This is a genomic window from Streptomyces sp. NPDC001770, from assembly GCF_053596135.1.
Window position 1 is genome coordinate 111,781 of record NZ_JBSFFN010000022.1, and the last position, 22,099, is coordinate 133,879.

Annotated in this window: 20 protein-coding genes, 1 rRNA gene and 1 riboswitch; of the genes, 7 read left to right on the top strand and 14 right to left on the bottom strand. The window is 70.8% G+C overall.

Annotated elements, in window-relative coordinates; all coding sequences use genetic code 11:
- The first annotated feature begins 81 nt into the window (after nt 1-81).
- Both ACWCSV_RS20685 and ACWCSV_RS20690 read left to right on the top strand, forming a co-directional pair.
- Nucleotides 82-522 carry a hypothetical protein gene (locus ACWCSV_RS20685; protein ID WP_451144217.1) on the top strand — a complete coding sequence of 147 codons (441 nt, stop codon included), beginning with the start codon at nt 82-84 and terminating at the stop codon, nt 520-522.
- Between the two features lie 25 nt (nt 523-547).
- Nucleotides 548-1,369 (top strand): PhzF family phenazine biosynthesis protein, encoded by an 822-nt coding sequence (locus ACWCSV_RS20690; protein WP_451144219.1) that lies wholly within the window; start codon nt 548-550, stop codon nt 1,367-1,369.
- Between the two features lie 200 nt (nt 1,370-1,569).
- On the opposite strand, the gene ACWCSV_RS20695 is transcribed toward ACWCSV_RS20690, so the two are convergent.
- Nucleotides 1,570-2,400 (bottom strand): CPBP family intramembrane glutamic endopeptidase, encoded by an 831-nt coding sequence (locus ACWCSV_RS20695; protein ID WP_451144221.1) that lies wholly within the window; start codon nt 2,398-2,400, stop codon nt 1,570-1,572.
- Nucleotides 2,401-2,531: 131 nt separating this feature from the next.
- Here ACWCSV_RS20695 and ACWCSV_RS20700 point away from each other — a divergent pair, with 131 nt between their 5' ends.
- Both ACWCSV_RS20700 and ACWCSV_RS20705 read left to right on the top strand, forming a co-directional pair.
- A complete protein-coding gene (locus ACWCSV_RS20700) occupies nt 2,532-4,325 on the top strand; it encodes a VWA domain-containing protein (protein WP_451144223.1) in 1,794 nt (597 codons plus the stop codon).
- A 124-nt stretch (nt 4,326-4,449) separates the two neighbouring features.
- Nucleotides 4,450-4,677 carry a hypothetical protein gene (locus tag ACWCSV_RS20705; RefSeq protein WP_451144225.1) on the top strand — a complete coding sequence of 76 codons (228 nt, stop codon included), beginning with the start codon at nt 4,450-4,452 and terminating at the stop codon, nt 4,675-4,677.
- 65 nt (nt 4,678-4,742) lie between these two features.
- Here ACWCSV_RS20705 and ACWCSV_RS20710 read toward each other — a convergent pair whose 3' ends face one another.
- Nucleotides 4,743-6,248, bottom strand: coding sequence for a glutamate--cysteine ligase (locus tag ACWCSV_RS20710; RefSeq protein WP_451144227.1), 1,506 nt, complete (start codon nt 6,246-6,248; stop codon nt 4,743-4,745).
- 496 nt (nt 6,249-6,744) lie between these two features.
- Here ACWCSV_RS20710 and ACWCSV_RS20715 point away from each other — a divergent pair, with 496 nt between their 5' ends.
- Together ACWCSV_RS20715 and ACWCSV_RS20720 are read left to right on the top strand one after the other, a co-directional pair.
- Complete coding sequence (locus ACWCSV_RS20715) at nt 6,745-7,335, top strand: hypothetical protein (RefSeq protein WP_451144229.1); 591 nt, start codon at nt 6,745-6,747, stop codon at nt 7,333-7,335.
- Nucleotides 7,336-7,651: 316 nt separating this feature from the next.
- Entirely contained in the window at nt 7,652-7,858 is a 207-nt protein-coding gene (locus tag ACWCSV_RS20720) for a DUF5999 family protein (protein ID WP_266702118.1), read from the top strand.
- Between the two features lie 133 nt (nt 7,859-7,991).
- On the opposite strand, the gene gcvP is transcribed toward ACWCSV_RS20720, so the two are convergent.
- Nucleotides 7,992-10,877, bottom strand: coding sequence for an aminomethyl-transferring glycine dehydrogenase (gene gcvP, locus ACWCSV_RS20725; RefSeq protein ID WP_451144231.1), 2,886 nt, complete (start codon nt 10,875-10,877; stop codon nt 7,992-7,994).
- Nucleotides 10,878-11,068: 191 nt separating this feature from the next.
- A riboswitch (glycine riboswitch) is annotated at nt 11,069-11,165 on the bottom strand.
- Between the two features lie 307 nt (nt 11,166-11,472).
- Between gcvP and ACWCSV_RS20730 the strand changes: the two genes are divergently transcribed.
- Nucleotides 11,473-11,844: a PRC-barrel domain-containing protein gene (locus ACWCSV_RS20730; RefSeq protein WP_327174592.1), complete on the top strand. Its 372-nt coding sequence runs from the start codon at nt 11,473-11,475 to the stop codon at nt 11,842-11,844.
- Here the strand turns inward: ACWCSV_RS20730 and ACWCSV_RS20735 are convergent.
- The 11 genes from ACWCSV_RS20735 to rrf all read right to left on the bottom strand — a co-directional run.
- Entirely contained in the window at nt 11,766-13,298 is a 1,533-nt protein-coding gene (locus tag ACWCSV_RS20735; protein WP_451144233.1) for a DNA polymerase IV, read from the bottom strand. The genes ACWCSV_RS20730 and ACWCSV_RS20735 overlap by 79 nt on opposite strands.
- A gap of 108 nt (nt 13,299-13,406) precedes the next feature.
- Complete coding sequence (locus ACWCSV_RS20740) at nt 13,407-14,024, bottom strand: MerR family transcriptional regulator (protein ID WP_451144235.1); 618 nt, start codon at nt 14,022-14,024, stop codon at nt 13,407-13,409.
- A 168-nt stretch (nt 14,025-14,192) separates the two neighbouring features.
- Nucleotides 14,193-14,666, bottom strand: a complete 474-nt coding sequence (locus ACWCSV_RS20745; protein WP_327174595.1) for a bifunctional nuclease family protein — start codon at nt 14,664-14,666, stop codon at nt 14,193-14,195.
- 53 nt (nt 14,667-14,719) lie between these two features.
- Complete coding sequence (gene ftsR / locus ACWCSV_RS20750) at nt 14,720-15,466, bottom strand: transcriptional regulator FtsR (RefSeq protein WP_451144237.1); 747 nt, start codon at nt 15,464-15,466, stop codon at nt 14,720-14,722.
- A gap of 44 nt (nt 15,467-15,510) precedes the next feature.
- Nucleotides 15,511-16,275 (bottom strand): FHA domain-containing protein, encoded by a 765-nt coding sequence (locus tag ACWCSV_RS20755; protein ID WP_451144239.1) that lies wholly within the window; start codon nt 16,273-16,275, stop codon nt 15,511-15,513.
- A 202-nt stretch (nt 16,276-16,477) separates the two neighbouring features.
- Nucleotides 16,478-17,266 carry a DUF881 domain-containing protein gene (locus tag ACWCSV_RS20760; RefSeq protein ID WP_451144241.1) on the bottom strand — a complete coding sequence of 263 codons (789 nt, stop codon included), beginning with the start codon at nt 17,264-17,266 and terminating at the stop codon, nt 16,478-16,480.
- A 20-nt stretch (nt 17,267-17,286) separates the two neighbouring features.
- A complete protein-coding gene (locus tag ACWCSV_RS20765; RefSeq protein ID WP_031069011.1) occupies nt 17,287-17,619 on the bottom strand; it encodes a small basic family protein in 333 nt (110 codons plus the stop codon).
- The gene (locus tag ACWCSV_RS20770) at nt 17,616-18,536 is read right to left on the bottom strand and encodes a DUF881 domain-containing protein (RefSeq protein ID WP_451144243.1); all 921 of its coding nucleotides are present in this window, start codon (nt 18,534-18,536) and stop codon (nt 17,616-17,618) included. Before ACWCSV_RS20770 ends, ACWCSV_RS20765 begins: the two co-directional genes overlap by 4 nt.
- A gap of 108 nt (nt 18,537-18,644) precedes the next feature.
- Nucleotides 18,645-21,140 (bottom strand): sugar phosphate nucleotidyltransferase, encoded by a 2,496-nt coding sequence (locus ACWCSV_RS20775; protein ID WP_451144245.1) that lies wholly within the window; start codon nt 21,138-21,140, stop codon nt 18,645-18,647.
- A gap of 110 nt (nt 21,141-21,250) precedes the next feature.
- On the bottom strand, nt 21,251-21,859 hold the full coding sequence (locus ACWCSV_RS20780) for a CDP-alcohol phosphatidyltransferase family protein (protein WP_451144247.1): 609 nt from the start codon (nt 21,857-21,859) through the stop codon (nt 21,251-21,253).
- A gap of 149 nt (nt 21,860-22,008) precedes the next feature.
- Nucleotides 22,009-22,099: ribosomal RNA gene (gene rrf, locus ACWCSV_RS20785) — 5S ribosomal RNA — on the bottom strand; the annotation flags it as partial.

Sequence of the window (22,099 nt, forward strand, 5' to 3'; positions counted from 1 at the left end):
GCCGAAGCGGGCGGGTTCAGGACGGATCCGAGTGCGGTCCGCGTCCCGGCGGAGCCGGTGCCGCCGCGTATCCTCCGACCCGTGCCACGCAAATCGGGAAGCCCTCGCCGCCTGGTCGCCGACGGGTGCGCGTACCTCTGGCGGCAGAGCCACAGCCACCGCAAGGACGAGCGGGGCCGGCCGGTCGACTGCCGTCAGGTCCTCACTCTGTCCCCGCAGCCCTCCGGCACGGGCGGACCGCTGCGCATCGTCTTCGCGAGTGGGCCCGACCGGTACGTCCCGGGCGGAGCGCCCTTGGGCTCCGGGGACGTGGGCCGGCTCCGGGGCAGCTCGCTGAATCTGCACGAGCCGGGCGCTGTCCGTGCGCTGCTCGACGCGGCGAGGGCGCACGGATGGCGGCCGGAGGAGCGCGGGCCGGTGGAGATCGACGGCTGGCTCCTGCTGGACGCCGCGGCTGCCGCGCAGACGGAGCGCGCCGCGCAGACGGAGCACGCCGAGGAAGCGGGCCCGGAGACCACCTGAGGACCGCCCCCGTTACGGTCGCCCCATGAGAATTCGTATCGTCGACGCGTTCACCGATCAGCCCTTCGCCGGCAATCCCGCCGGTGTCGTCCTGCTGGACTCCGAGGCCTTCCCCGAAGCGGGCACGCTTCAGCGGATCGCCACCGAGGTCAACCTCTCGGAGACGGCTTTCGCCCATCCGTTGCCGCCGGGCGGAGACGCGGACTGGGCGCTGCGCTGGTTCACCCCGACGACGGAGGTCGACATGTGCGGGCACGCCACACTCGCCACCGCGCACGTGCTGCACTCGACGGGGACGGCCACGGGCGCCGTACGGTTCGCCACCCGGTCCGGGGTGCTCACCACCGCCGCCCGTCCCGGCTCCGCGTACACGATGGACTTCCCCACCTCCTCCCTGACGCCCGAGCCGGTCCCGGAGGGCCTGGCCCGGGCGCTGGGCGCCGAGCCCCTCGTGGTCCTGGCCACCGCCGAGCACATCGGCGATCTGCTGGTCGAGCTCGACGACGAGGCGACCGTACGCGGGCTGACGCCCGACTTCGCGGCCCTCGTGCGGTGTTCGCGGCGCGGTGTGATCGTCACCGCCGCCGCCGAGGATCCCACCCTGGGGTACGACTTCGTCTCCCGGGGCTTCTTCCCCCGGGTCGGCATCGACGAGGACCCGGTGACGGGCAGCGCGCACACCGCGCTCGCCCCGTTCTGGTCGGCCCGGTTCGGCCGTGAAGCGCTGACCGGCCTTCAGGGCTCCGCCCGTACCGGCCTGGTCCGCACCGAACTGCGCGGGGACCGGACGCTGCTCACCGGCCATGCCGTGACCGTCATCGACGGGGAACTCCTCGGCGCGCTCTGAGCGGACGGCGTGAGCCGTACGCGGCGGCGCGCGCCGGGACGCCCGACGGCGGAACCCCGGCCCGGAACAGCACGGAGGGCTCCCACGGCATCACCCGCAGGAGCCCCCACCGTCCCGGGGTGCAATTCTCCGGGTTCCCACGACTCCCGCCCGCACCACCCGTTGCGCTCGCGACCGACGCACGGCGGCGGCGCGATGCCTCAGGGCGTCGGCAGCCAGTCCACCTTCCCGGCGAGCAGCGCGTATCCGACGAAGGCGCCGATGTCGAGGAGCGCGTGCGCGGCCACCAGCGGGCCGACCCGGCCCCAGCGCCGGTAGAGCAGGACGAAGACGACGCCCATCACCATGTTGCCGAGGAAACCGCCGATCCCCTGGTAGAGGTGGTAGGAACCGCGCAGCACCGAACTGCCCAGCAGCGCGGCCCGGGGTGTCCATCCCAGCTGGTCGAGCCTGCGCAGCAGGTAGCCGACCACGATGACCTCCTCCAGCACGGCGTTCTGCAGCGCGGAGAGGATCAGTACGGGGAACTTCCACCAGACCTCGGGGAGCGACTCGGGCACCACCGTGAGGTTGAAGCCGGTGGCCCGTGCCACGAGGTAGAAGGCGAGTCCGGCGCTGCCGATGCAGGCCGCCACCGCGACGCCGCGCCGCAGATCGGAGCCGGGCCGGGTGCGGTCGAACCCGATGGCCCGCAGGCTCGCGCCCTCCCGGATCAGCAGGTGCGCCACCAGAGCGACGGGCACCAGAGCCGTTGCGATCCCAAACGTTTGCCATGCCAGATCAAGCCATGGACGACCTGGCGCGTACGAGCCGTTGAGCGTGGCCGCCTGATCCTTCAAACCCCCCGGTTTCGTCAGTGATCCGACAAAACTGATGAGTGCGGAGACCCCGCTCGCGCCCAACGACAGCGCGAGGACCAACAGCGTCTCGGACCGCAAAGTCCTTCGGGAAAGCGACTCTTGGGGACAAGAATCAGCCACACGCCCCACCTCCACCGGTACACCGCCTTTAGTTCTGCAATCGCGTCCCATGCCACCCGCCGCACCGCTAGGGTCTCGAAAGCGAGTACGAAGATCATGCGCGACAGGCCGGGGGACGAGCACCATCACCGATGGTGTGGTCCCCCTTTCCTTGTTTCATTCTCAAGGAGGGCACCACCGACATGGGACGTCACAGCTTGCCCGACCGCTCCGCGGCGGACAGACCCGGGGCGGCGTCGACGCCGCCCCGCCGCCGCGCGGTCGCCGTCGCCGGCGCACTCGTCGTCGCGGTGGCGGCCGGGACGGCGGTGGTCGCGCGCGGCGGCCTGCTCTCGTTCTCCGAGCCGTGCGGGAGCGACGCGGTCCGGCTCACCGTGGCCGCTTCGCCCGACATCGCGCCCGCCGTACGCGCCGTCGCCGACCGGGCGCGCGAGGACGAGGTGCGTACGGACGGGCGCTGCATGGACGTCCGGGTGGTGGCCGCCGACTCGTACAAGGTCGCCAACACCGTGGCGGCCGGCGGCAAGGCCCCGTACCAGGTCTGGCTGCCGGACTCGGACCTCTGGCTGGACCGGGCGAAGGGGGCCGGGGACGGTATCCCGCTCACGCCCGGCGATTCGGTGGCCACCTCCCCGGTGGGGTTCGCGGTGGTGCCGTCCGCGGCGAAGGCCCTGGGCTGGCCGGACAAGCGCCTGGGCTGGGCCGAACTGGTCGCCGCCGCCCTGGGGCCGGACGGTGCCCTACGGCTCGGGGCGGCCGATCCGGCCCGCAGCGCCACTGGTCTGCTGGCACTCGCGGCCATCGGGGCGGCCTCCGCGGACCAGGGCGGCGACAGCGACACCCGGGCCGCGCAGACCGCGAAGCTCCTCTCCGAGCGGATGTCGCAGAGCGATCCGCAGGCGGCCGGGACACTCGCGCACGACGATGTGGCGGCCGAGCGGGACGACGGGAAGCGGAACCAGGCGCTGATCCTGTCGGAGCAGGCCGCCTTCGCGCACAACGCGAAGGCGGGCGCGGGCGGCAAGGTCGACCTCTTCTACCCGAAGGACGGTGCTCCGCAGCTCAACTACCCGTACACGCTGGTGGACGAGACGGCGATGAGCGTGGAGCAGAGCCGGACCGCGCTGCGCCTGATGACGCTGCTCCGCGAGAGCAGCGCGGGCGGTCCCGGCGCCGTCCTGCCCGCCCAGGGCTTCCGCTCGCCGGACGGCGACGCCGAGGCGCGGGTCGTCCGGGCGGCGGGCGGGGAGGACCCCCAGCCGTACGCCGGGGCCCCCGCGGCCGCGCCCACCGCCGCCGAGCTCCAGGAGGTCCTCGGCATGTGGACCATCACGGTGCAGAGCGCCCGGCTCTCCACGGTGGTCGACGCGTCGGGCTCGATGGCGACCCCGGTCCCGGGCAGCGGCGAGTCGCGGATGGAGGTGACGAAGGAGTCGCTGCTGCGGGCGCTGAGCCAGTTCACGGACGACGACGAGATCGGCCTGTGGGAGTTCGCCACCACGCTCGACGGCGAGAAGGACTACCGCGAGCTGACCCCGACGCGCCGCCTCGGCGACCGGACCGCGAGCGGCACCGTTCACCGGAAGGAACTCGCGGCCGCCTTCGACGAGTTGGAGCCCGTACCGAACGGAGCGACCGGGCTCTACGACACCACGCTCGCGGCGTACCGGGCGGCGGTGGCGAGCTACGTGCCGGGCAAGTTCAACGCCCTGGTGATCCTCACGGACGGCTCCAACCAGGACGACCACGGGATCTCGCGCACCGGCCTGGTCCAGCAGCTCAAGACGCTCGCGGACCCGGAGCGCCCGGTGCCGGTCCTCGCCATCGCGGTGGGGCCGGACGCGGACCGCGAAGAGGTCGCGGAGATCGCGAAGGTGACGGGCGGGGACGGTTACGAGGTGAGCGACCCCGCCGAGATCCAGTCGGTGATCCTGCAGGCCATCATGACGGCCAGTCAGGCCGGCATCCCCGGGTAGGCCGGCTCCGGCGTCCGCCCGGCCGCGGCACGAGGCGTCCGCACCGGCCCGCGCGGCCGGCGGGCGGCCCGTACCGGCGCCGGCCGGTCACGCGTTGTCCGTACCACCGTCTACCGTGCACCCCATGGACCCGAACGACAGGACGGACGGGACGGACAAGTCCCCCATGGACGACCCGCAGCAGCTGGGCGTGGCGTTCTGGGCGCAGGCCCACGGCTTCGCGCTGGGCGAGGAGCCTCCGCCCGGCTCGCCTCTCGCCCGCGTGCGCGCCTTCACGGCCGAGCACGGACCGGAGGCACTCGGACCCGAGCACATCCGGGCCGCGGTCGAGGGACGCCCCCTGACACCCTGAGAGCGCCGCCCGGCCCTGGGCGGGCACAGGGGCGGTGGACCTCCCGGAGGGGTGCGCACCCGCGCTCAGGGCTTGGGGAATCCGACGGGCCAGGTGTGCACCGGTTCGCCGCTGCGCGCCAGTTCGCCGTACCTGCGGGTGGTGGCGGCGAGGGCGGCTTCCCGTCCCAGCCCCGCCTCCTGCGCCCGGTGATAGGTGTCGACCTGCCAGGAGGCTCCGTTGGTCCGCCGGCGGCACCGCTCCTCGATGATGCCGAGGTACCGGTCGCGGTCGGCCGGCTCGATGTTCCACGCGTCGAGCCCGGCGGCCGCGAGGGGCAGCAGTTCGTCCCGTACGAGCTTGACGGCGGGGACCTTCGCGACCCCGCCGGAGCGGCCGGGGCGCGGCCACAGCAGTTCGGCCTCGATGCCGTACCGGCAGGCGTTGTCGAAGTTCTCCTCGGCGGCTTCGAAGGGGAGCTTGCTCCACACCGGGCGGGGTTCGTCGGCGAGCGCGCGCACCAGCCCGTAGTAGAAGGCGGCGTTGGCGAGTACGTCGGCGACGGTCGGCCCGGCGGGCAGCACCCGGTTCTCCACCCGGAGGTGGGGCGCCCCGTCCGCGACTCCGTAGACGGGCCGGTTCCACCGGTAGATCGTCCCGTTGTGCAGGACGAGTTCGGCCAGCGTCGGCACGCCTCCTTCGTCGAGCACCCTCAGCGGGTCCTCGTCGGAGAGGATCGGCAGCAGCGGCGGGAAGAAGCGGACGTTCTCCTCGAAGAGTTCGTGCGCCGAACCGATCCAGCGCTCCCCGAACCAGGTCCGCGGGCGTACTCCCTGGTTCCGCAGTTCGGGCGGCCGTACGTCCGTGGCCTGCTGGAACAGCGGCGGCCTCGATTCGCGCATCAGTTCCTTGCCGAACAGGAACGGCGCGTTCGCGCCGAGTGCGATCTGCACCCCGGCGACCGCCTGCGCGGCGTTCCACACGTCGGGGAACCGAGCGGGGGTCACCTGGAGGTGCAACTGCACGGAGGTGCACGCCGATTCGGGGGCGATCGACGGGGACGCGCACACGAGGTGCTCGACGCCCTCGATGTCGATCGCGAAATCCTCGCCCCGTGCGGCGACCATCTCGTCATTGAGAAGGGTGTATCGGTCCACGTCCGAGAGGTTGCCGAAGACCAGGTCGTCAGGTCCCAGCGTGGGAAGAATTCCGATCATGACAATGCCTGCGTCGACCTCGGCAGCCTTCCGATGGGCATAGGCCAGCCCTGTACGCAACTCCTCCGCCAGCTGATCGAAAACCCGGCCGCTCAGCCGGTGCGGAACGATATTCACCTCGAGGTTGAACATCCCGAGTTCCGTCTGGAAATCCCTGCTGGCGATCCGCTGGAGCACCTCGGCATTCATCATACGGGGCGTGCCGTCCGAGGCAGCGAGATTCAGCTCGATCTCCAGCCCCATGAAATTTCGGGGACGGTCGAACCTCCGCTCCTCCAGCAGCCTCTCCAGTCCTTCCAGACACCGGGCCAGCTTGCGCCGGTACGCCGGGCGGTCGGACAGGTCAAAGGCGTGCGCCACGACCTTCTCCCCCATCGAAGAGTCCCTCCATCAGTGGCGGCCCGCGGCCAGGTCGCTCGCATCTCGATCGATAATGCCCCGCAGAAGTGATCCATAACGCCTGCGGAAGCGTCCGGCAGCGGATAGGCTGGGGCCGCTCGGTCATCAGGCACATTCCGGAGGCATGCGGCGGGCGGCTCATTCTGACTCGCCTTCCCTTCGCACAGGTGGCGGAAACACCGATCTTTTTGAGCCGACCGCGAAATGTGAAGGCTCGCAGGCGGCAGCCGGGACACCTACCGCGAATCACCAGAAACTCCGCATTTCAAAGGCGCAAAAGTCCCTTGCGCGTCATATGACCGACAGCTAGTGGAAACACCGGGCGAACACTTGTCATATAAACTCCGCTGACGAGGCCGATTGTCGATGCGTCCAGCCGTCGACCGGCCTCCTTCTGACGTCCCGCACGCCGACAGCGCCGTCTGCACCCACCCACGCATCACCGTGTCTCCGAAGCGAGAGGCGACCCACCATGCCGCTGCATGTTCCCCCGGCCCCCGCGCCCGCACTGCGCAGCGTTCTCACGGCACTCGGTTCTCCCACCGCGGTCCGCGAAGCCCGCACCCCCGCTCTGCGCTCCGCCCAGGGACCGCTGAGCCCCGAACTCCCCCTGCCCGTACACGTTCTCGACCGGTCAGCCGCCGACGCACCCGCGCCGGCGACCCGGCTCACCGGCTGGCGGTTCCTGATCCGGGCCGAGTCCGGGATCGTCGCCGCCGCCGACACCGTCCTCACCGCGGACGGCTGGGCCTTCTCGCACTTCTTCGAGGGCCCGTATCTCGCTTCGACCGAACGCGCCCTGCGCCAGGCCGAGTCGACGGCAACGCTCCACCAGCCGAGACTGCTCTCCGTACCCGAGCTCTACATGCTCACCCTCTGGCTGCACGGTGACACCGGGGCCGACCCGGCCTCCGGCGCGGTCGCGCCCAACGACATCCTCGTTCCCCTCGCGCCCGCTCCGACCGGGATCGCCGCCCACCGGCCCTACCGGGCCGCCGATCTGCTCCCGGTACTCTCCCTGCGCATCGCGCCCCGCCCCGGCCCCCTCGTCGGCTCGGCCTGACCCGCCGCTGTCCCGTGAGCCCGTCCCCGCCCCGTGCGGGGGCGGGCTCACGCACGTCCGCCCGCTCGGCGCACACCCCGGCGAGACGGGCCCATGGCCCACTCGGACTACCCCGGACCCCCCGAACAGACGGGGGCCGCGCGGTGAGCCGTCCGCGCGGGTGACACCTCGGCGGAGCGTGAAACGAGCTGAGTCGAAATCCCTGCGGAACGCCGCGCGTGGCGCAACACTGAGACCGACCGGCCTGTACGGAAGGGCCGTTCGGCACTCACCCGCATATCACGCATCCACCACTCGACCCAGCGAAAGAACCTCCATGTGCCAGCATCAACCCCCCTGCCCCACCGCCGAATCAGCTGCCCGGGAGGCCGCCCGGCTCGTGGCGCACCACCCGGAGCAGGGCTGGAGCCTGCTCTGCAACGGCGTCCTGCTCTTCGAGGACACCGGCGAACTCCTCCCGGACGGACAGATCATCGCCCCGCACCGCCCGCTGGCCACCGGCCGCGTGGTGAAGGCCGCCTGAAAAGGCCGCCCGAGAGCGGTCCGAGGACCTCCGGGCCCCGGCGGTACGGACAGGGGCCGGCCCGGAGAGATCTCCGAACCGGCCCCGACGCATGTCCGCGTGTGCCCGGGCGCACGTGCGCCCGCTGTGCCCGTCAGTGGTCGTACTCCTCCAGCGGCGGGCAGGAGCAGACCAGGTTGCGGTCGCCGAAGGCACCGTCGATCCGGCGCACCGGCGGCCAGTACTTGTCGGCGGCCGAGACGCCTGCCGGGAAGACCGCGACCTCGCGGCTGTAGGAGTGGTTCCACTCCCCGCCCAGCGCGTTCGCGGTGTGCGGGGCGTTGGCGAGCGGGTTGTCGTCCGCGGTCCACTCCCCCGAAGCCACCTTCTCGATCTCGCCGCGGATCGCGATCATCGCGTCGCAGAACCGGTCGATCTCGGCGAGGTCCTCACTCTCGGTCGGCTCGATCATCAGGGTGCCGGCAACCGGGAACGACATGGTCGGCGAGTGGAAGCCGTAGTCGATCAGCCGCTTGGCGACGTCGTCGATGCTGACGCCCGTCTCCTTCGAGATCGACCGCAGGTCGACGATGCACTCGTGCGCGACCAGGCCGGCCGGGCCGGTGTACAGGATCGGGAAGTGCGGCTCCAGCCGCTTGGCGATGTAGTTCGCCGCGAGCACGGCCACCTGCGTGGCGCGCTTGAGACCCTCGCCGCCCATCAGCCGGACGTACGCCCACGAGATGGGCAGGATGCCGGCCGAGCCCCAGGGAGCGGCCGAGATCGGGCCGACGCCCGTCTCCGGACCGGCGGAGGGCTGGAGCGGGTGGTTGGGCAGGTACGGCGCGAGGTGCGCGCGCACGCCCACCGGGCCGACACCGGGGCCGCCGCCGCCGTGCGGGATGCAGAAGGTCTTGTGCAGGTTCAGGTGCGAGACGTCGCCGCCGAACTTGCCGGGCCGCGCGAGGCCGACCAGGGCGTTGAGGTTGGCTCCGTCGACGTAGACCTGACCGCCCGCGTCGTGCACCTCGCCGCAGATGGCGGCGACGTGCTCCTCGAAGACACCGTGCGTCGACGGGTACGTGATCATGAGCACGGCAAGCTCGTCGCGGTGCTTCTCGATCTTGGCGCGCAGATCCTCTATGTCGACCTCGCCGTCGTCCGCGGTCTTCACCACGACGACCTTCATCCCGGCCATCACGGCGCTCGCCGCGTTGGTGCCGTGCGCGGAGGACGGGATGAGGCAGACGGTGCGCTGGTCGTCGCCGTTGGCGCGGTGGTAGGCGCGGACGGCCAGCAGACCGGCGAACTCGCCCTGCGAACCGGCGTTGGGCTGGATCGACACCGCGTCGTAGCCCGTGACCTCGGCGAGGCGCTCCTCCAGCTCATGGATGAGGGTGAGGAAGCCCTCCGCCTGCTCGGCCGGGGCGAAGGGGTGCAGCGCGCCGAACTCGGGCCAGGTGATCGGCTCCATCTCGGTGGTCGCGTTGAGCTTCATGGTGCAGGAGCCGAGCGGGATCATGCCGCGGTCGAGCGCGTAGTCGCGGTCGGCGAGCCGCCGCAGGTAGCGCAGCATCGCCGTCTCCGAGCGGTGCTGGTGGAAGACCGGGTGGGTGAGGTAGTCGTCGGTGCGCACCAGCTGCTCGGGGAGCGCGTCGGCGGCGGTGGCGTCCAGCGCCTCGACGTCGCCCTGCGCGCCGAAGGCGGCCCAGACGGATTCGAGGTGGGCGCGGGTGGTCGTCTCGTCGCAGGCGACGGAGACGAGGTCCGCGTCGACCAGCCGCAGGTTGACCCCGCGGGCGCGGGCGTCGGCGACGACCTCGGCGGCCCTGCCGGGCACCCGCACGGTCAGCGTGTCGAAGAAGGAGTCGTGCAGGACCTCGGCACCCGCGGCCCGCAGCCCGTCGGCGAGGATCGCCGCGTAGCGGTGGGTGCGCCGGGCGATCGTCCGCAGCCCGTCGGGGCCGTGGTAGACGGCGTACATGCCGGCCATCACGGCGAGCAGGACCTGCGCGGTGCAGATGTTGCTGGTGGCCTTCTCGCGGCGGATGTGCTGCTCGCGGGTCTGAAGGGCCAGGCGGTACGCCTGGTCGCCGTCCGCGTCCACCGAGACACCGACCAGGCGGCCGGGGAGCGAGCGGGCGAACTTCTCGCGGACGGCCATGAAGCCGGCGTGCGGTCCTCCGAAGCCCATCGGCACACCGAAGCGCTGGGTGGTGCCGACCGCGATGTCCGCGCCGAGGTCGCCGGGGGAGGTGAGCAGGGTGAGGGCCAGCAGGTCGGCGGCGACGGTGACGATCGCGCCGAGCTCGTGGGCGCGCTCGATCACGGGACCGATGTTCCGTACGGCCCCGGAGGCGCCCGGGTACTGGAGCAGCACGCCGAAGACGCCGCGCTCGGCGATCTTCGCCGGGATGCCGTTGGTGAGATCGGCGACGACGACCTCGACCCCGGTCGGCTCGGCGCGGGTCTCGATCACCGCGATCGTCTGCGGCAGGGTGTCGGCGTCGACGAGGAAGACCCCGCCCTTGACCTTGCCGACGCGCCGCGCCAGCGCCATGGCCTCGGCGGCGGCGGTGCCCTCGTCGAGCAGTGAGGCACCGGAGGTGGGCAGGCCGGTGAGCTCGGCGACCATGGTCTGGAAGTTGAGCAGGGCCTCCAGGCGGCCCTGCGAGATCTCCGGCTGGTAGGGCGTGTACGCCGTGTACCAGGCGGGATTCTCCAGGACGTTGCGGAGGATGACCGGGGGCGTGAAGGTGCCGTAGTAGCCGAGCCCGATCATCGGAGCGACCACCTGGTTGCGGTCGGCGAGCGTACGCAGCTCCGCCAGCACCTCGGCCTCGGTGCGCGCCGACGGGAGGTTCAGCGCCTCGGTGCTCTTGATCACGTCGGGCACCGCCGCGGCGGTGAGCTCGTCGAGCGATCCGTATCCGACCTGCGCGAGCATCTTCGCCCGGGCCTCGCCGTCCGGCCCGATGTGGCGCTGCTCGAAGGGGATGCCCTGCTCCAGCTGGGAGAGCGGGGTGCGGCGGGGGGTCATGATGGAGGCCTCCTGGTCTGACACGACCTGCGAGGGGCACCGCGGCGCGGCTGCCCGTACGGCCTCCCCCTCTGTCATCTCGACCTGAGAGCTTCACCGGCGCGCCCTGGGGCGTACCGGCTTTCACCGTCGGTGAGGGTGAGCCGTACCGGGCACGTGCCGGGTGGGACCGCCCTGCTTTCCAGAGTGACCTCGTCCATGCGGTACGGGGGCCTGAGAGATTCCGGGGAGGATTTGCTCCTTCGGCGCCTCCGGAATCAGCACCGGAGGCTCTCCCGCACGGGGTCAGCAGCCATGTGCCAGCCTACCAGCGGGGATCTTCGCCGTTTCTTCGAGTGGCCGATATACGGAATCTGCACTTCTGTAGTGGCTGTGGAGTAGTTGCTCGGCTGTGTCTTCGAAGTGGCGCCGTTCGGCCGGAGGCCGGGCCGGGAGGCGTCCGGTGCGTGCGGTCGCAAGGCGGAGGATCGTCCTCGTACTGGGCGTACGAGACGGATTCCGACAACGCGGCGAGCGTGTCTGCCGGACGCCGCCCGGCAGACGGCACTTCGAAGACACGGCCCGGCCCCAGTCGTCGCGACCAGCGGGAGGCACCGTGCAGACCGACATCGATCCGCGCAGCCTGATCGGCCGCAAGGCATTCGACCGCGCAGGCGTCAAGATCGGCACGGTGGACGAGGTCTACCTCGACGACGCCACCGGCGTCCCCGAGTGGGCAGCCGTCCGCACCGGCCTGTTCAGCAGGGACGCCTTCGTCCCGCTGGAGCCGAGCGAATTCGTCGAGGACACCCTGCGTGTCCCGTTCGACCGCGCGCTGATCCGGGACGCGCCGGACTTCGGTGTCGGGCGGCATCTCTCGCCCGAGCAGGAGCTTCAGCTGTACCGGCATTACGGACTCGACTCCTCCTCCGTGACCGATCCCGGCCCCGACCGGGACTTCGGCAGGCTGGCCGGCCAGGACGAGTAGTCCACCGGCTCCGCCACCAGCGGCAGCGGATCGGCCGGGACGAGGTCCGGGTCGTCCACCCGGAACGTGCGCACCCGGCCGGGCGGGTCGCCCGGCCGCTCGAACCGCACGGTGACCCGGCCGACGCCGCTGCCCTGCACCCAGCCGTGCCCGTACGCCCCGTGCCGCACGTCGTGGCCAGGGGACCAGCGCCGCGCGGCGCGCTCGGCGGCCTCGTCCCCGGAGGCGTCGGCCGCGGGGTGTCCGGGCGGCGGGCCGGGCGCCTCGCGGAGGGGTTCCGTCCCCGAGACCGTGCCCGGGGTCGCCCCCGCGCCCGTCCCGGAGGCCGGCCCCACCGGTTCAGGTTCACCGGCCGCCCGCTCGGCCTCCGCCCGCTCGGCCTGCGCCGCCTGCGCGAAGAGGTCCTCCTGCGTGTAGTCCGCCAGGCCCGTGACGCCCACGCCCAGCAGCCGTACTCCCCCGGTGGTGTCCACTCCCTCCAGGAGGCGGGCGGCGGCCTCACGCACCACTGAGGGGTCGTCCGTGGGGCCGCGCAGCGTCTCGGAGCGGGTCAGGGTGGAGAAGTCGTAGCGGCGCACCTTGAGCACGACGGTGCGTCCGGAGCGCCCGGCCTTCCGCAGTCGCTCCACGCACCGGCCGGCCAGCCGCTCGACCTCCGTCCGCACTCGCGTGCGGTCGTGGAGGTCCACCTCGAAGGTGTCCTCGACCGAGACGGACTTGGCGTCGCGTTCGGCGACCACGGGCCGGTCGTCCAGGCCGAGCGCCATCCGGTACAGCGAGACCCCGTGCGCCTTGCCCACCAGCCGTACGAGCTCGTCCTCGCCCGCCTCGGCCAGATCGTGGACGGTGGTCATCCCGGCCCGCCGCAGATGGTCCCCGGTGGCCGGACCGACCCCGGGCAGGGTGCGTACGGGCATCGGCGCCAGGAGCTCCCGCTCGGTGCCCGGCTCGATGAGCATCAGCCCGTCCGGCTTGGCCTCCTCGGAGGCGATCTTCGCCAGCATCTTGGACCCGGCGAGCCCCACCGACCCGCTGAGTCCGGTGACCGTACGGATGGCCTCCCGCAGCCGCTCCCCGGTCGCGCGCGCCGAGACGGAGTCGTCGGCGGCCCCACCGGCTTCCAGATCCACGAATGCCTCGTCGAGGCTGAGCGGCTCCACCAGGGGGGAGAGCCGTCCCAGAAGTTCCATCACCTGGTCGCTGACGGCGCGGTACAGGGAGAAGCGCGGCACCAGGTAGGCGGCGTTCGGGGCCAGCCGGCGCGCCTGGGCGGTCGGCATCGCCGAGTGCACCCCGAAGCGCCGGGCCTCGTACGAGGCGGTGGCGACGACCCCGCGCGGGCCCACGCCGCCGACCACGACCGGCTTGCCGCGCAGGCTGGGCTTGGCGGCCTGCTCGGCGGAGGCGAAGAACGCATCCATGTCGAGGTGGAGGATGGTGGGCGCGGATCTCACACCGCCGATGGTGCCCTACGCCACTGACAACGACACCGCCCGGCACCCGTTCGCCGGGGGCCGGGTGTCTGTGAGGGTGTCCGTCGCCCGGTGCCGGGCGCCGACGTCTCAGACGGCGCGGTTGCGGCGCCGGGCCAGTTCGTCGGTGGGGTTGTGGCCGACGAGGGTCTCCCCCGTGTCCACGCGCTCCCCGTGCAGCTGCGAGAGGGCCGCGTCCACGTCCCGCCACACCACCCCCACGGCGATGCCGAAGACGCCCTGGCCGCCCTGGAGCAGATTCACGACCTCGTCGGGCGAGCAGCACTCGTAGACGGTGGCTCCGTCGCTCATCAGCGTCATGCGCTCGAGGTCCTGGAATCCCCGGGCCCGCAGATGCTGCACCGTGGTGCGGATGTTCTGCAGGGCGACGCCCGTGTCCAGGAAGCGCTTCACGATCTTGAGAAGCACCACGTCGCGGAAACTGTAGAGGCGCTGGGTGCCCGAGCCGTAGGCCGGCCGGACGCTCGGTTCGACCAGTCCCGTACGCGCCCAGTAGTCGAGTTGCCGGTAGGTGATCCCGGCCGCCGCGCACGCCGTCGGCCCGCGGTAGCCGATGCCGTTCGCCTCTGGGACACCGTCCGACACCGGGGGCACCGGGTGAACCGGTTGCCTGATGGTGTGGTCGGCCCCACTGCCGTGCTGCGGATACGGCCCGCCCGCCGCCGCACCGTCGCCGCTGCTTCTCACGCCGACCTCCGTCCTTGACCTGCCCCCTCGAAGGTAGGCAGTCACCGGGGGTGCGTCAACGATCGCCACACTCGGCACGCCGAGTGATAATCACCCTGAGGGTGGTTTCCCGTGACGTCGGACCGGGAATGGCTTCTCGAATGCCCGCCCCCGCCCGGCCCGGACGGGTCACTGGCTGTTGGTACCGAAGTCCTCGGGCGAGATCTGGTCGAGGAACTCGCGGAACTTCTCGACCTCGTCCTCCTGCTCGTCCGGGATGGCGATCCCCGCGTCGTCGAGCACGCCGTCGCTGCCGTAGATCGGCGTTCCGGTGCGCAGCGCCAGCGCTATGGCGTCGGACGGCCGGGCACTCACCTCCACGCCGCTGGCGAAGACCAGCTCCGCGAAGAAGATCCCGTCCCGGATGTCCGTGATCCTGACCTCGGTTAGCTCCTGGCCGACCGCGTCGAGGACATCCTTGAAAAGGTCATGGGTCAGCGGCCTGGCAGGGGCCATGCCCTGCTGGGCGAAGGCGATGGCCGTGGCCTCGCCGGGACCGATCCAGATGGGGAGGTACCGGTCGCCTCCCACTTCACGCAGGAGAACGATCGGTTGATTGGAGGGCATTTCCACCCGGACACCGACAACGTCGAGCTCGTTCACACAGCAACCCTAGGACGTGCTCGCCATGTTTGGGTAGTCGGGCTCCGCCGAGGTCAGTGCGAACGCATGCGCAGGGCGGTCTGCACGAGCGCCGCGTGCAGCCGTACGGACAGCTCGGCGAGCTCCTGCGCGGTGGCTTCGGCGCGTGCTCTGGTCTGCGGATTCCGGTGCCGGCGCAGGGGTGCCACCACCTGCTCGACCAGCCCGGCCTCCCGCTCGGCGGCGGCCCGCACGGCGCGCAGATGCCGCGGTTCGAGACCGAACCGGCCGAGGTCGGAAACGAGCTTCGCGACGTTCACCGCTTCGGCGTCGTACCCGCCCTCGGGCCTGGCCACGACGAGGCCGTAGGACTCCCATTCGGCGAGCTGCTCCTCGTCCGCGCCGGTGACGGCGAGGAGCTCGGCACGGCCGATACGGGCCGCTGTGGGCGCCCCGGCCGCGGCCGCCTCCCAGCAGTGGTCCGCGAGGTCCTTCTGGCCCCCCGGGGAGGGCAGGGCGGCCTGCTCCCCCCGGGCGAGGGCGTCCAGGTACTCCCGGATGACCTTCAGGGGGAGGTAGTGGTCCCGCTGCATGCGCAGCACCTGCGCGAGCTTCTCCACGTCCTCGGAACTGAACTTCCGGTATCCGGAAGGCGTCCGCTCGGGCTCGACGAGCCCCTCCGCCTCCAGGAAGCGGATCTTCGAGATCGTGACTTCCGGAAACTCCTCGCGGAGCTGGGCGAGCACCGCGCCGATGCTCATCGCACGCCGGTCCGCGGCGGCGGTGCCGTTGCCGGCACCGCCCTGGGATGTTCGCAGCATGGGCCTTCCTGGGGTTTCCCCGGACGTGGTGGTCCGGGGCAGGGTCACACGCTCCGCTGGCTCGCGTAGAAGACCAGCCGGTACTTACCGATCTGGACTTCGTCACCATTGGTCAGCGCGACGGAATCGATGCGCTCACGGTTGACGTAGGTGCCGTTCAGGCTGCCGACGTCTCCCACCGTGAAGCTACCGTCCGCGACCCGGTGGAACTCCACATGACGCCGCGACACGGTCACGTCGTCCAGGAAGATGTCGCTCTGCGGGTGACGGCCGGCCGTCGTCAGGTCGCCGTCCAGCAGGAAGCGGCTGCCCGAGTTCGGGCCGCGGCGGACCACCAGGAGCGCGCTCCCCGCGGGCAGCGCGTCCACGGCCGCCTGCGCCTCGGGAGAGAGCGACGGCAGCTTGGTCTGGCCGGTGACCTCGGCGTCGTACGCCTCGAGTCCGGAGATCGAGATCGTCGACGTGGTCTCGGAGGCGCGCTCGGGGATTCCGCCCTTCAGCGGCGCGCCGCAGTTGGAGCAGAACCGGCTCGTCGCCGGATTCCGGTGGCCGCACCTCGCACAGAGGGCCACACCGGAGCCCGCCGGGGCGGGGTGGAATCCGGTGCTCGGCCCGGAGTCACCGGAACCTATGCCGGAGGCACCCGCCTGTGCTCCGGAGCCGCCGCCCGGGGCGGACAACTCGTCGCGGAAGAGGGGACGGTCGCCGCCCTGCTCCTCGTCCTGGCCGTGCCGCGGCGCGCGATGGCGGGCAGCACTGTTGCTGTCCTCGCGTGCGCTCTTTCCGAACAACTTCGCAAAAAACTTCACGGGCGATTCCCCTTGACCGACATAGACCCGCCCGTGGGGCAGGACGAACCCTGACTGAACACACCTGCCGACCCGGACATTCTCACAACGTCCGTATCCACCCGACAGTTTCCACCACGCACCATGGATACGGTGCGGCGACCCCCCGTAACCCCGCACACCTGCTTGGAGTTGCCGAGGGCCTTGCCCCGCCGGTGAACCACTACGACGACGACCGAGCGTAGTCAGGCTGCTTCGCAGGTCGCAAGGCGTCCACCGCAATGTCGTCAGCGCGTTCCACCACCGCCGTCGCCTGCTCCTTCTCCAGCGTCTGGACCACCCCGCCCGGGATGTTGAGCGCCGGCTCCAGATCCTCGGGCCTGCCGATCACCTCGAACGCGTACGGCGCCGCCACCGCGCGGCCGTCGACCTTCACCGACCCGGCATCCCCGGAGAAGTACGTACTGGCGACCACGCGCACCCCGTTGACCTCGATGGCCTCGGCGCCGGCCGCACGGAGCTCCTGGACCGCGTCCAGCAGCATGTCCGGGGCGACCGACTTGGTCGGGTCGTCGACGGTGAGCGTGATTCCCGGCCCGTGGGCCGCGACGGTACCCGCGAGGATACCCAGTTGCCGCTCCTTCTCCAGCGTCTGCTTGCGCGCCTCCTCTGCCTGGTCGGAACTGTTCTCCAGTTCCGTCCGCTGGGCGTCGAGACGCTGCTTCTCGTCCTCGAGCCGCTGGGTCCGGTCGTCGACCTCGTCGAGGATGCGGACCAGGTCCTCCTGGCGGGCGCCGCGCAGCGCGCTGTCGTCGTTGTTGGACCGTACCTGGATCGCCAGGCCCAGTCCCAGCCCGAACAGCAGCAGCGCCACGATGAGTTGGGCGCGGGTGACCCGGGGCGGCCAGAGCCCGGCACGCAGCCGCTGACGTCCGCTCAGGTTGTCCTTCTCCGGGGGGCGTGCGGCAGCCGTCTCCGGAGCCGGGCCGTCGGCCGCTTCTTCTCGGGGCATCTCTTCGTCGTTCACCGGCGTCAGGCCCGGAAGACGTGCCGGCGGATGGCGGCGGCGTTGGAGAAGATCCGGATACCGAGCACGACGACCACACCGGTCGACAACTGCGCGCCCACGCCGAGCTTGTCGCCGAGGAACACGATGAGCGCGGCCACCACGACGTTGGACAGGAACGACACGACGAAGACCTTGTCCACGAAGATCCCGTCCAGCATGGCGCGCAGTCCGCCGAAGACCGCGTCGAGCGCGGCCACCACGGCGATCGGGAGGTAGGGCTCGACCACCGCCGGTACCTCGGGCCGGACGAACAGTCCGACCACGACTCCCACGACGAGGCCCAGTACGGCGATCACGATGTGCCCTTCCCTGTGTCTGCCGCACCACTGCCGGTGTCTGCGGCCTTCGGTTCTGCTGTGCGTACGGTCAGGCTCGGCGCGGCCGGGAGCCGTACCGTCTTCTGGTCGGACAGGCTGGTCCGGATGTCGAAGCCGTCGTGCAGGGCCTGGAGGTACTGGCCGTCCGCACTGGACCGGAACGCCGCGGCCAGCTTCTTCCCGTTCCCCACCGCGAGCACCGTATAGGGCGGCACGAGGGGCCTGTTGTCGACCAGTATGGCGTCTCCCGCGGCACGGATCGCCGAAAGCGCGGTCAGCCGCTGCCCGTTGATGGCGACGGCCTCGGCACCGGACTCCCAGAGGCCGTTGACGACCCGCTGCATGTCCCGGTCCCGCACCCGCCCTGTGTCCGCGAACCCGCTGGTGCCGCGCGGCCCGTCGTCGCCCTGGTCGCTCTCGTCGGCGTCGTCCACGACGAGTTTCACCCCGGGACCCTCGACGGAGGTGGCCCCCGAGAGCAGGGCGACCAGCTCGCCCTGGTCCCCACCGTGCTGGAGGAGAGCCGCGCGCTGCCGCGCCCCGACGTCCGTGCGGAGCTTCTCCACCTCGGATTCGAGAGAGTCTGCCGCGTGGGTCTCGCCGTCGATGCGGTCGATGAGTTCCTGGCGTTCCTTGGCCGCCACCGGTGCGGACACCCTGGCCTGTGCGGCACCGAGGGTGACGACGAGGGCGATGAGCACGAGCCCGGCGGCGAGGCCCAGCTTGGCCCGGAGTCTGCGGGGAATCTCCGCGGTCCCGCCGGCCCCGCGACGCGCCGCGGCCTCGGCGTACCCCTCGTCCAGGCTGTGGTCCATCACCTGGGTCAGCAGCGACATGGAGGCGTCGGGGCGGGCGGTCGGAGCGGAACTGCTCCGTTCGGGGGGCGGCTGCGGCATGCCGCACATCGTCGCACGTCACCCCGGCTACCGCCGAATGGACCTGACCACACGCGTCCGGGGAGCCGCCGGCGTACGGCGGCTCCCCGGAGACGGGTGTGCGGGTGATCAGTCCCCGGCGCTGTCGACGACTGCGGCCCACTCGTCCAGGAGCAACTGGGCGGAGGCGTCGTCGGGGCCCTCGGCCCACAAGTGGGTGACGGCCTCGGCCGGGTCGGGCAGGACCATGACCCAGCGGCCGTCCGCCTCGACGACGCGGACCCCGTCGGTGGTGTCCACGTCCCGGTCGCCGGCGGCTTCGACGACCCGGCGCATCACGAGCCCCTTGACCGCCCAGGGGGTGGCCAGGTCGCGGCGGAGCACATGGGCACGCGGGATGCGGTCGTCGATCTGGCTCAGGGTGAGCTGGGTGCGGGCGATCAGCCCGATGAGCCGGACGAACGCGGCCGATCCGTCGAAGACGCTGCTGAACTCGGGGACGATGAATCCGCCGCGCCCGTCCCCGCCGAAGATCGTGTTCTCCTCGCGGCCGACCCGCGTCAGGTCGTCCGGCGAGGTCGTCGTCCACTCCACCTGCGTGCCGTGGTACGCGGCCACCTGCTCGGCGACCCTCGTGGTGGTCACCGGAAGCGCCACCCGCCCGCTCCGCCGCTCGGCGGCCACCAGGTCGAGCATGACCAGCAGCGCCCGGTCGTCCTCGATGATCCTGCCGCGCTCGTCGACGAGGGAGAGCCGCTCGCCGACCGGGTCGAACCGTACGCCGAACGCGGCGCGCGCCGACGACACGATCTCGCCGAGCCGGACCAGCCCGGCACGCCGGGTCTCGGCGGACTCGGTGGGCCGTGACTCGTCGAGTCCCGGGTTGATGGTGAGCGAGTCCACGCCGAGCCGTCCGAGGAGGCTGGGCAGAACGAGCCCCGCGCTGCCGTTGGAGGCGTCCACGACGACCTTCAGCCCCGACTCGGCGATGCCGGTCGTGTCGACGTTGCGGAGCAGGGAGCCCGTGTACGAGTCGAAGACGCTCGACGGGAAGTGCAGGTCCCCGATCTCACCGGGGAAGGCCCTGCGGTACTCCTGGCGGGCGTAGACCCTGTCCAGCTTCCGCTGCTGGGCCTGCGAGAGATCGGCACCCCGCTCGTCGAAGAACATGATGTCGACGGAGTCGGGGACGCCGGGAGACGTTCTGATCATGATGCCGCCGGCGCTTCCGCGGGCCGTCTGCTGACGGGCCACGGGCAACGGAACGTTCTCCAGGTCGCGAACGTCGATCGCACTCGCCTGGAGCGCGGAGATGACCGCGCGTTTCAGCGCCCGCGCACCGCGGGAGTGGTCGCGCGCGGTGGTGACGGTCGACCCCTTCTTCAGGGTCGTCGCGTAGGCGCCGGCGAGACGGACAGCGAGTTCCGGGGTGATTTCGACGTTCAGGATTCCGGAGACACCGCGGGCTCCGAAGAGGTGCGCCTGTCCGCGCGACTCCCAGATCACCGAGGTGTTGACGAAGGCGCCGGCCTCGATGGTCTTGAAGGGGTAGACCCGCACATTCCCCTGGATGATCGATTCTTCTCCGACGAGGCATTCGTCGCCGATGACGGCGCCGTCCTCGATACGGGCGGCCCGCATGACGTCGGTGTTCTTACCGATCACGCAGCCCCGCAGATTGCTGTGGGAGCCGATGAACACATTGTCGTGGACCACGGCCCGGTGCAGGAAGGCACCGGACTTGACCACCACGTTCGACCCGATGACGGTGTGCTCCCGGATTTCGACGTCCGCCTCGATCTTGGCGTAGTCACCGATGTAGAGCGGGCCGCGGAGGGTCGCGTCGGGGTGGACCTCGGCACCTTCCGCCACCCACACGCCAGGGGCGATCTCGAACCCGTCGAGTTCGACGTCGACCTTGCGTTCCAGAACGTCGGCCTGGGCCTTCACGTAGCTCTCGTGCGTGCCCACGTCCTCCCAGTAGCCCTCGGCGACATAGCCGTAGATCGGCTTGCCCTCCTTCATGAGCTGCGGGAAGACGTCGCCGGACCAGTCGACGGAGGTGTCGGCCTGGACGTAGTCGAAGACCTCGGGCTCCATCACGTAAATGCCCGTGTTGACGGTGTCCGAGAACACCTGGCCCCAGGTGGGCTTCTCCAGGAACCGCTCGACCTGGCCCTGCTCGTCCACGATCGTGATCCCGAATTCCAGAGGATTGGGGACCCGGGTCAGGCAGACCGTGACGAGTCCGCCCTTCTCCTTGTGGAAGGCGATGAGATCGGTGAGGTCGAAGTCGGTCAGAGCGTCACCGGAAATGACGAGGAAGGTGTCGTCCTTCAGCGCTTCCTCGGCGTTCTTCACGCTTCCTGCGGTGCCGAGCGGCTTCTCCTCGTTGGCATAGGTGAGCTCCATTCCGAGCTCTTCCCCGTCCCCGAAGTAGTTCTTGACGAGAGAGGCCAGGAACTGGACGGTCACCACGGTCTCATTGAGTCCGTGCCGCTTCAGCAGTCGGAGCACATGCTCCATGATCGGCCGGTTGGCCACGGGGAGGAGCGGCTTGGGCATGCTTGAGGTCATAGGGCGAAGGCGTGTGCCTTCGCCGCCAGCCATCACGACGGCCTTCATGTCGGAAACGTCCTCCTAGAGACGACGGTTAAGCCGACTTGGCCCGTCGGGCGGTGTCGAGAGACATCTGCCGCGGTCCGGCCACACTGCACGGCACCGCTTCAACGAGCTCAGTCGGCTGTTGCGTCCGCCTTCACGAGCCGGCGGACCTGAACCACGTAGAGGAGTCCTGCCCACCAATACAGAGTTGTACCCCACCCGGCGAACGCCCATCCGAAAACTGCGGCCAACGTTTCAAGCCAACCACTTCCGTCGCTGAGCAGCAACAAGGGGAAGGCGTACATCAGGTTGAACGTTGCAGCTTTGCCGAGGAAGTTCACCTGGGGCGGCGGATAACCGTGCCGACGGAGGATGCCGACCATCACCAGAAGCATCAACTCCCGGGCGAGGAGCGCGGCCGTGAGCCAGATCGGCAGGATCTCGCGCCAGGTGAGCCCGACGAGGGTGGAAAGGACATAGAGCCGGTCCGCCGCAGGGTCCAGGAGCCGTCCGAGACTGCTGACCTGATTCCACCGGCGGGCGAGCTTGCCGTCGAGGTAGTCGCTGATACCGCTCAGCGCGAGTACCAACAACGCCCAGCCGTCGCTGTGCGGGCCGCCGAACACCGGGCGAAGGATCAGCCACAGGAAAAGCGGTACCCCGACAAGGCGAGCCATGCTGAGGATGTTGGGGATGGTGAGGACCCGGTCCGTCTGAACCCGAGTCTCCTGGACCTCCACCCGGGGGCCTCCTGTGCGAAGAAATGTGCCAATGATGCCCCCTGACCCTACCGCCAGCCATCGCACCCAGGTGCAGCAGGGGTCGGAGAACCACCCCGAAACGCAGAAAACCCCCGTGCCCAAAGGCACGGGGGTCTCCCGGAACAATTGTTCGGCGGCGTCCTACTCTCCCACAGGGTCCCCCCTGCAGTACCATCGGCGCTGAAAGGCTTAGCTTCCGGGTTCGGAATGTAACCGGGC